The sequence below is a fragment of the uncultured Nocardioides sp. genome (assembly GCF_902805925.1).
Classification (GTDB): Bacteria; Actinomycetota; Actinomycetes; order Propionibacteriales; family Nocardioidaceae; genus Nocardioides.
Map to the genome: position 1 here is coordinate 1 of NZ_CADCUP010000083.1, position 8,809 is coordinate 8,809.

General features: G+C 72.3%; 7 protein-coding genes. 4 read left to right on the plus strand and 3 right to left on the minus strand.

The window, feature by feature from the left end; all coding sequences use genetic code 11:
* A partial coding sequence (locus tag QZX64_RS05850) for a methyltransferase domain-containing protein (protein ID WP_366558521.1) occupies positions 1 to 433 on the plus strand: 433 nt, incomplete at its 5' end.
* Between the two features lie 206 nt (positions 434 to 639).
* On the opposite strand, the gene QZX64_RS05855 is transcribed toward QZX64_RS05850, so the two are convergent.
* The gene (locus tag QZX64_RS05855) at positions 640 to 1,785 is read right to left on the minus strand and encodes a LacI family DNA-binding transcriptional regulator (RefSeq protein WP_295657667.1); all 1,146 of its coding nucleotides are present in this window, start codon (positions 1,783 to 1,785) and stop codon (positions 640 to 642) included.
* On the opposite strand from QZX64_RS05855, the gene radA reads away from it, so the two are divergent.
* On the plus strand, positions 1,784 to 3,187 hold the full coding sequence (gene radA, locus QZX64_RS05860) for a DNA repair protein RadA (RefSeq protein ID WP_295657668.1): 1,404 nt from the start codon (positions 1,784 to 1,786) through the stop codon (positions 3,185 to 3,187). The genes QZX64_RS05855 and radA overlap by 2 nt on opposite strands.
* Before the next feature lie 54 nt (positions 3,188 to 3,241).
* On the plus strand, positions 3,242 to 4,339 hold the full coding sequence (gene disA, locus QZX64_RS05865) for a DNA integrity scanning diadenylate cyclase DisA (protein WP_295657669.1): 1,098 nt from the start codon (positions 3,242 to 3,244) through the stop codon (positions 4,337 to 4,339).
* A 21-nt stretch (positions 4,340 to 4,360) separates the two neighbouring features.
* Here disA and QZX64_RS05870 read toward each other — a convergent pair whose 3' ends face one another.
* Positions 4,361 to 5,149, minus strand: a complete 789-nt coding sequence (locus QZX64_RS05870) for a hypothetical protein (protein WP_295657670.1) — start codon at positions 5,147 to 5,149, stop codon at positions 4,361 to 4,363.
* 69 nt (positions 5,150 to 5,218) lie between these two features.
* Here QZX64_RS05870 and QZX64_RS05875 point away from each other — a divergent pair, with 69 nt between their 5' ends.
* Positions 5,219 to 6,085, plus strand: coding sequence for an A/G-specific adenine glycosylase (locus tag QZX64_RS05875; protein ID WP_295657671.1), 867 nt, complete (start codon positions 5,219 to 5,221; stop codon positions 6,083 to 6,085).
* Between the two features lie 69 nt (positions 6,086 to 6,154).
* On the opposite strand, the gene QZX64_RS05880 is transcribed toward QZX64_RS05875, so the two are convergent.
* Positions 6,155 to 8,737, minus strand: a complete 2,583-nt coding sequence (locus tag QZX64_RS05880; RefSeq protein WP_295657672.1) for an ATP-dependent Clp protease ATP-binding subunit — start codon at positions 8,735 to 8,737, stop codon at positions 6,155 to 6,157.
* Positions 8,738 to 8,809: the final 72 nt, after the last annotated feature.

Below are 8,809 nucleotides of genomic sequence, written 5' to 3' on the forward strand. Positions count from 1 at the left end.
GCTAGCGAACGTCTCGGTGCTGGCGGGGCTCGCGGAGCGCATCCCCCTGCCCGACGCGAGCGTCGACTGGGTGCAGGCGCGCTTGGCCTACTTCTTCGGTCCGGGCTGCGAGCCGGGGCTCCGCGAGCTCGGGCGCGTCGTACGCCGTGGCGGCACGGCGTTCGTGATCGACAACGACGCCACCCGCTCGACGTTCGGTGGCTGGTTCCGCCGCGGCTACCCGATGGTCGACCCCGACACCGTGGAGCGCTTCTGGTCCATGCACGGGTGGAGCCGGGTCCCGGTCGACATGGGGTGGCGCTTCGCGAACCGGGCGGACCTCGAGGCGGTCGTGCGGATCGAGCTGCCGCCCGCTGTCGCCGACGAGGTGCTGGCGGCGCACGACGGCACCGAGGTGGACTACGCCGTGAACCTGTGGTGGAGGCGCTGCTGAGCCACTTTTGACGCGCGACGTCCAACCGGACATCCGCCGGTGAAAGTGGGGCTGTGACGTGGTGACAGCCGCGGCTGCCCGCCCGCGACGACGACGCGCCCGTGCTGCTTATCAACCGTCCCGGCGCCGTGGGTGAGCGGATCGCCGCGGTCGACGTGCGCGACCTGCTGGTCGAGCTGTCGCGGTAGCGCCAGGCGGCGCGATCCTCAGCTCGACCCGCGCACCGCCAGCGTCGGGGTGAGCAGGACGCCCGGCTGGGCGACCGGCGGGGTGGCGAGCAGGCGCTGCAGGGCGCGCACGACCTCGACCGCGACGTCCTCGAGCGGCTGGCGCACCGACGTCAGGCCGGGCGGCACGACCTGGGCCACCTGGGAGTCGTCGAAGCCCACGACCGCCACGTCACGCCCGGCGACGAGCCCTCGGTCGTGCAGCGTGTGCATCGCGCCCATGGCCAGGGTGTCGGACGCGCAGACGAACGCCGTCGGCCGGGCCTCGCCGAGCAGCACCGCGCTCGCGCTGCGCCCGCTGGAGATGGTGTCCTCCACGCGACACGCCAGCCCGGTCGTGCTCAGGCCTCGGGCGTGCATGGCGCGCAGCCAGCCGGCCCGGCGGTCCTCGCCGATGAAGGAGTCCTTGCGCCAGCCCATCCAGGCGATCCGCTCGTGGCCCTTGTCGAGCAGGTGCTCGGTGGCCAGCTCGGCCCCGGCGGCACCGTCGACGTCGACCCAGGCGTGGGTGGCCCGGGGGTCCGCCCAGGGTCTGCCGAACGCCACGAACGGCGCCCGCTGCCCGGTCAGCCACGCCGCCTGCGGCGCGCCGAGGTAGGTGTCGGTGACGATGAAGGCGTCGACGGCGGTGGACCGGAGCAGGTGGTCGTAGGCCGAGAGCGGCTCGGTGTCGTCGTCGGAGAACAGCAGCACGTGGTAGCCCCGCTCGGCGGTCGCCTCGACCAGCGAGTGCAGGAAACGGTCCATCAGCGCGTTCGCCGTGCTCTCCTGCGCGGGGGTGAACCGCAGCCCGATGAGGTGGGAGGAGCGGGTGCGCAGGCTCCGGGCGGCCCGGTTGGGCGAGTAGCCCAGCTCGGCGATCACCTGACGCACGCGGCGCAGGGTGGCGGGCCGCAGCAGCTCGGGGTTGTTGACGGCGTTGGAGACGGTCTGGCGGGAGACGCCGGCGCGCTCGGCGACGTCGGCGAGCGTCGTGGGCGCGACCGGTAGGTTGCCGGGCGCTCGACCAGCCCGCTGCTCCGGATGCGACATCCCCGACTCCTTGATCGTTCCAAAAGCGTCGTCAGCATAACCCTGCGCGTCCTCGGCGGGACTGTCGGCGGTCTCGCCTAGCGTGCCCCCCATGAGCAGACAGCCCCGCGTGCGAGCCGCCTACCGCTGCTCGGAGTGCGGCTGGGAGACCTCCAAGTGGGTCGGCCGCTGCGGCGAGTGCCAGGCCTGGGGCTCCGTCGCGGAGGCGGCGGCGCCCACCCTGCGGGCGGCGTCCGCGCCGGTCACCACCCCGGCGGTGCCCATCGGGCAGGTCTCGGTGAGCGAGTCGGCGTTCCGCGCGAGCGGGGTGCCCGAGCTCGACCGCGTGCTCGGCGGTGGGCTGGTGCCCGGCGCCGCCATCCTGCTGGCCGGCGAGCCGGGCGTCGGCAAGAGCACGCTGCTGCTCGAGGTGGCCGCGCAGACCGCGCGGTCGCGCGAGCGGGTCCTCTACGTCACCGGCGAGGAGTCCGCCTCCCAGGTGCGGCTGCGCGCCGACCGCACCGGCGGGGTCCACGACGAGCTCTACCTCGCCGCCGAGACCGACCTCGGCGCCGTCCTCTCCCACATCGAGCAGGTGCGGCCCACGCTGCTGGTGGTCGACTCCATCCAGACCATCGGCGCCTCCGGCATCGACGGCGTGGCCGGCGGCGTCACCCAGGTCAAGGAGGTCGCGGCCGCGCTGATCAGGGTGGCGAAGACCCGCAACATCACCACCGTGATCGTCGGGCACGTCACCAAGGACGGCTCCATCGCGGGCCCGCGGGTGCTCGAGCACCTCGTCGACGTGGTGCTGCACTTCGAGGGCGACCGCAACTCGCGCTTCCGGATGGTGCGGGCGATGAAGAACCGCTTCGGACCCATCGACGAGGTCGGCTGCTTCGACCTCTCCCCGGAGGGCATCAAGGCGGTCAGCGACCCCACCGGCCTCTTCGTCGAGCACCACCGGCAGCAGGTGCCGGGCACGTGCGTGGCCGTCACCATGGAGGGCCGGCGACCCATGCTGGCCGAGGTGCAGGCACTGGTGACCCCCAGCGCGGCCGAGCGCCCGCGCCGTACGACCTCGGGGGTCGACTCCTCGAGGGTGGCGATGGTGCTGGCGGTCCTCCAGCAGCACGGCGGCATCCGCCTGCACGCCCACGACGTCTTCGTCTCCACCGTCGGCGGCGCGAAGCTGCACGACCCCTCCAGCGACCTGGCGATCGCGGTCGCCCTGGCCAGCGCGACCTTCGGCGTCGCCGCTCCCACCGGGGTGGTCGCCATGGGCGAGATCGGTCTGGCCGGCGAGCTGCGCCGGGTGCGCGACCTGCCGCAGCGCGTCGCCGAGGCGGCCCGGCTCGGCTTCAAGGTCGCGGTGGTGCCGAGCGAGCGGCGGGGCGCTGCGGGCGCCCGCCCGCCCGAGAGCTGGACCGTCGACGGCATGCGGGTGCTCGACGTGCCCGACGTGGTGTCCGCGCTGCGGTTGTTGCAGGTCACGAGGGCCGAGCCCCGCTCCTGACGTCCCCTAGACTAGCCGCAGCACACGGCGAAACGATGCGCCGCAACGAGGACGATGGGGAGCACCGTGGTCGGCACCGAGCGCTCGGAGGAGACGCTGCGTCTGCGTGCCACCCTCGCGTCCATCGCGCCGGGCACCCCGCTGCGTGACGGGCTGGAGCGCATCCTGCGCGGCCGCACGGGCGCCCTGATCGTGCTGGGCCACGACAAGACCGTCGAGTCGATCGCCACCGGCGGCTTCACCCTCGACGTGCCGTTCACCGCCACCGGGCTGCGCGAGCTGGCCAAGATGGACGGCGCGATCATCCTCGACAAGGACGTCTCACGGATCCAGCGGGCGGCGGTGCACCTGATGCCCGACCACACGATCCCCTCCGAGGAGACCGGCACCCGCCACCGCACCGCCGAGCGGGTGGCCAAGCAGACCGGCTGCCCGGTCATCTCGGTCAGCCAGTCGATGCAGATCATCGCGGCGTACGTCGGCGACACCCGTCATGTCCTCGAGGAGGCCGGACAGATCCTCTCCCGCGCGAACCAGGCCCTGGCCACCCTCGAGCGCTACAAGATGCGGCTCGACGAGGTGGCGTCCACGCTCTCCGCCCTGGAGATCGAGGACCTCGTCACCGTGCGCGACGTGGCGGTGGTGGCCCAGCGGCTCGAGATGGTCACCCGCATCGCCCGCGAGATCGAGGACTACGTGCTCGAGCTCGGCACCGACGGGCGCCTGCTGTCGCTGCAGCTCGAGGAGCTGGTGACCGGTGTCGACGCCGAGCGCGAGCTGGTGATCCGCGACTACCTGCCGGGCGGGCGTCGCACCCGCTCCTCGCAGGAGCTGCTCGCCCAGCTCGAGGCGCTCTCGCCGACCGAGCTGGTCGACCCCGGCTCCGTGGCCCGGGCGCTCTCCCTGGGCAGCGGGGAGCACCTCGACGGGGCCGCCGCTCCGCGCGGCTACCGGCTGCTCGCGAAGGTGCCGCGGCTGCCGAGCGCCGTCGTCGACCGGCTCGTCGAGCACTTCGGCGGGCTCCAGCAGCTGCTGTCGGCCGGCATCGACGACCTCCAGGCCGTCGAGGGTGTCGGCGAGCTCCGGGCCCGGAGCGTGCGCGAGGGCCTCTCGCGACTGGCGGAGTCGAGCATCCTCGAGCGCTACGTCTGACCTTGCCTCCGGGATCCCCCGTCAGTCGCCGTCGGGCTCCACGGCGCCCGAGGGCGTCGGCTCCACCGTCTTGGTGATCGTCACCGGCGCCCGCAGCCCGAGCTGGAACTGCAGGTCGACCGGCTCGCCGGCGTATGTCGCGGCGAGCAGGTGGTACCACCCGGCCTCGGCCCAGACCAGCTTCGCGCATTCCTCGCCGGACCGCATGCCGCTCCACACGACCGGCACAGTGGCATCGAAGTCGCGGTAGAGCGTGACGTCCAGCGTCGGGATGGAACGCGGGCACTCGCGGCTGGACCAGATGTCGTCGTCGCCCGAGGTGATCTTGAGGGTCACGGTGTCCGGGGAGACCTGCCAGGTGCAGGCCGGCGTCACCTTGGTGCGCAGGTTGAGGAGGAACTGCACCTTGCCGCCCGCGGCGGCGCCGTCGGCGTTCGGGGTGATGGTGATGTCCTCGTTGCTGCACACGCTCGTCGGCGTGGGGGTGACCGGGGCCACGGGAGTCGGCGTGGGCGTGGGCGTGGCCTTGCCGGGCGCCTCCGTGGTGGGTCCGGCGGCCGGTGACCCGGTCGGCGTCTCGGTGCCGGCGGTGGCGGGCGACGAGCCGGCGGGGGTGCCGGCGGGCGTGCTCGCGGCTCCGGTGGCGGCGGCCCGCGTCGCCGTGGGCGTCCCCGAGCTCGCGTCGGAGCCACCACCGAGGACGCGCGCGATCCCGAAGACGAGCGCCAGGACGACGCCGAGCAGCAGGCATCGCCGCACCCAGTACACCCGGTTCGGCAGCGGGCCCTTCGGTGAGGTCAGCGCGGTCATGGCGTCACGCTAGCCAGCCGGGCGGGCGCCGTCGGGTTGCCACTCCGCGGCGCCGTACCATCGGCCGCGATGAGCGACCTGCACGCACCCATCCTGCGGTGGTACGACGAGCACCAGCGCGACCTCCCGTGGCGGCGGCCCGAGGCCGGCGCGTGGTCGGTGCTCGTCTCGGAGCTGATGCTGCAGCAGACCCCGGTGGCCCGCGTGCTGCCCGTCCACGAGGCGTGGCTCCAGCGCTGGCCGCGGCCGGCGGACCTGGCCGCCGAGCCCGCCGGCGAGGCCGTGCGCGCGTGGGGACGCCTGGGATACCCCCGCCGCGCGCTGCGCCTGCACGCCGCGGCCCGGGCCGTCGTCGAGCGCCACGGGGGCGAGGTGCCGGCGTCGTACGACGCCCTGATCGCGCTCCCCGGCGTCGGCGACTACACGGCCGCCGCGGTGGCCAGCTTCGCGTTCGGGCGACGCCACGTCGTGCTCGACACGAACGTGCGACGGGTCCTCGCCCGCACCCTCGGCGGCGTCGAGCTGCCACCGGCGTCGATCACCCGCGCGGAGCGCGACGTCGCGACGGCCGTGCTCCCCGACGACGAGGCCACGGCGGCCACCTGGGCGGTCGCCGTCATGGAGCTCGGCGCCCTGGTCTGCACGGCGGCCCGGCCGCGGTGCGGGGACTGTCCCGTGGCGGGGCAGTGCAGCTGGCGCGCGCTCGGCTCCCCGACGTACGACGGCCCGCCACGCCGCGGGCAGGCCTGGGCCGGCACCGACCGCCAGTGCCGCGGCCGCCTCCTGGGCGTGCTGCGCGACAGCGACGCGCCCGTGCACCGCTCGCGCCTCGACGCGGTGTGGCCCGAGGAGGGACAGCGGCTGCGCTGCCTGACGTCCCTGGTCGCCGACGGCCTGGTGGTGCAGCGCACCGAGGACACCTACGACCTGCCCTGAGCGGTGCCTCCCGCAACGACGAGGCGGCCCGCTCCCGGTGGGGAGCGGGCCGCCTGCTGTCTGCTGCGGTCAGTCGGACTTCGGCACGTCGACCGGCCCGGCGCTGTCGTCCGGTCCCTCGACCGGCGGCAGGTCGGCGTCGGCGACGACGTCGGCCGTCTCGAACGGCGGCATGTCGGGCAGGGCGTTGACCTTCTGGCCGTCGAAGGTGAACGTCGCCGTCGGGCCCTCGCCCTCCACGTCGACGAGCACGATCTGGCCGGGGCCCACCTCGCCGAAGAGCATCTTCTCGGCGAGGGTGTCCTCGATCTCGCGCTGGATGGTGCGACGCAGCGGCCGCGCACCCAGCACCGGGTCGAAGCCCCGCTCGGCCAGGAGGTCCTTGGCCGACTGGGTGAGCTCCAGCTGCATGTCGCGGTCCCTCAGCCGCAGCTCGACGGCTGTGACCATGTTGTCGACCATCGACACGATCTGCTGGCGCGACAGCGGCGGGAAGACGATGATCTCGTCGACACGGTTGAGGAACTCGGGACGGAAGTGCTGCTTGAGCTCGTCTGCGACCTTCGCCTTCATCCGGTCGTAGGAGCCCGCGGCGTCACCCGACTGCTGGAAGCCCAGGCTGACGCTCTTGTTGATGTCCCGGGTGCCGAGGTTGGTCGTCATGATGATGACGGTGTTCTTGAAGTCGACGACCCGGCCCTGCGAGTCGGTCAGGCGACCTTCCTCGAGGATCTGCAACAGGCTGTTGAAGATGTCGGGGTGGGCCTTCTCGACCTCGTCGAAGAGCACCACGGAGAACGGCTTGCGGCGCACCTTCTCGGTGAGCTGGCCGCCCTCCTCGTAGCCGACGTAGCCGGGGGGCGAGCCGAAGAGGCGAGACACGGTGTGCTTCTCGCTGAACTCGCTCATGTCGAGCTGGATCAGGGAGTCCTCGTCGCCGAAGAGGAACTCGGCGAGCGTCTTGGACAGCCAGGTCTTACCGACACCGGACGGACCGGCGAAGATGAACGAGCCACCGGGACGCTTGGGGTCCTTGAGTCCGGCACGCGTGCGGCGGATGGCCCGGCTGAGTGCCTTGACGGCCTCCTCCTGGCCGATGACGCGCTTGTGCAGCTCGTCCTCCATCTTGAGCAGTCGGCTCGACTCCTCCTCGGAGAGCTTCACGATCGGGATGCCCGTCGCGACCGCCAGCACCTCGGCGATGAGCTCCTCGTCGACCTCGGCCACCTCGTCCATGTCGCCCGCGCGCCACTGCTTCTCGCGCTCGGACTTCTTCAGGATGAGCTGCTTCTCCTCGTCGCGCAGTCGCGCGGCCGCCTCGAAGTCCTGGCCGTCGATGGCGCCCTCCTTGCGCTGGCGCACCTCGTCGATCTTGTCGTCGTACTCGCGCAGGTCGGCAGGAGCGGTCATCCGGCGGATCCGCAGGCGGGAGCCGGCCTCGTCGATGAGGTCGATCGCCTTGTCGGGCAGGAACCGGTCGGAGATGTAGCGGTCGGCCAGCGTCGCCGCCGAGACCAGGGCCTCGTCGGTGATGGTGACGCGGTGGTGCGCCTCGTAGCGGTCACGCAGGCCCTTGAGCATCTCGATCGTGTGGGCGATCGACGGCTCGGCGACCTGGATCGGCTGGAAGCGGCGCTCGAGCGCGGCGTCCTTCTCGAGGTACTTGCGGTACTCGTCGAGGGTCGTCGCGCCGATGGTCTGCAGCTCACCGCGAGCCAGCATCGGCTTGAGGATGCTCGCCGCGTCGATGGCGCCCTCGGCCGCACCGGCACCGACGAGGGTGTGGATCTCGTCGATGAACAGCACGATGTCACCGCGGGTGCGGATCTCCTTCAGCACCTTCTTCAGGCGCTCCTCGAAGTCACCGCGGTAGCGGCTGCCGGCCACCAGCGCGCCGAGGTCGAGGGTGTAGATCTGCTTGTCCTTGAGCGTCTCGGGCACGTTGCCCTTGACGATGTCCTGGGCCAGGCCCTCGACGATCGTGGTCTTGCCGACGCCGGGCTCCCCGATGAGCACCGGGTTGTTCTTCGTGCGGCGCGAGAGGATCTGCATCACGCGCTCGATCTCCTGCTCGCGACCGATCACCGGGTCGAGCTTGCCCTCGCGGGCGGCCTGGGTCAGGTTGCGGCCGAACTGGTCGAGGACCAGCGAGGACGACGGCGCCTCGGCACCCGAGGTGCCGGAGCTGGCGCCGGTGGCCGTCGACTCCTTGCCCTGGAAGCCGGAGAGCAGCTGGATGACCTGCTGGCGGACCCGGTTCAGGTCGGCGCCCAGCTTCTGCAGCACCTGGGCGGCGACGCCCTCCCCCTCCCGGATCAGGCCGAGCAGGATGTGCTCGGTGCCGATGTAGGAGTGGCCGAGCTGGAGCGCCTCGCGCAGCGACAGCTCGAGCACCTTCTTGGCGCGGGGCGTGAAGGGGATGTGGCCGCTGGGGGCCTGCTGACCCTGGCCGATGATCTCCTCGACCTGCGCGCGCACCGCCTCCAGGGAGATGTCGAGCGACTCGAGCGCCTTGGCAGCGACGCCCTCACCCTCGTGGATGAGACCGAGCAGGATGTGCTCGGTCCCGATGTAGTTGTGGGAGAGCATGCGGGCCTCTTCCTGGGCCAGCACGACAACTCGACGGGCTCGGTCTGTGAACCGCTCGAACATGTGCACTCCTCGCCTCGCTGAGGCAGTGGGAAATCAGGGTCGGACAGGCTGGGTGTCCGATGGTCCAACTCT

What these genes read in the sequence shown, in the direction of transcription:
- radA (WP_295657668.1), top strand. Translation starts at nt 1,784, where the DNA reads ATGAGCAGACAGCCCCGCGTGCGAGCCGCCTACCGCTGCTCGGAGTGC.
- QZX64_RS05855 (WP_295657667.1), bottom strand. Translation starts at nt 1,785, where the DNA reads ATGGGGGGCACGCTAGGCGAGACCGCCGACAGTCCCGCCGAGGACGCG.
- disA (WP_295657669.1), top strand. Translation starts at nt 3,242, where the DNA reads ATGGGGAGCACCGTGGTCGGCACCGAGCGCTCGGAGGAGACGCTGCGT.
- QZX64_RS05870 (WP_295657670.1), bottom strand. Translation starts at nt 5,149, where the DNA reads ATGACCGCGCTGACCTCACCGAAGGGCCCGCTGCCGAACCGGGTGTAC.
- QZX64_RS05875 (WP_295657671.1), top strand. Translation starts at nt 5,219, where the DNA reads ATGAGCGACCTGCACGCACCCATCCTGCGGTGGTACGACGAGCACCAG.
- QZX64_RS05880 (WP_295657672.1), bottom strand. Translation starts at nt 8,737, where the DNA reads ATGTTCGAGCGGTTCACAGACCGAGCCCGTCGAGTTGTCGTGCTGGCC.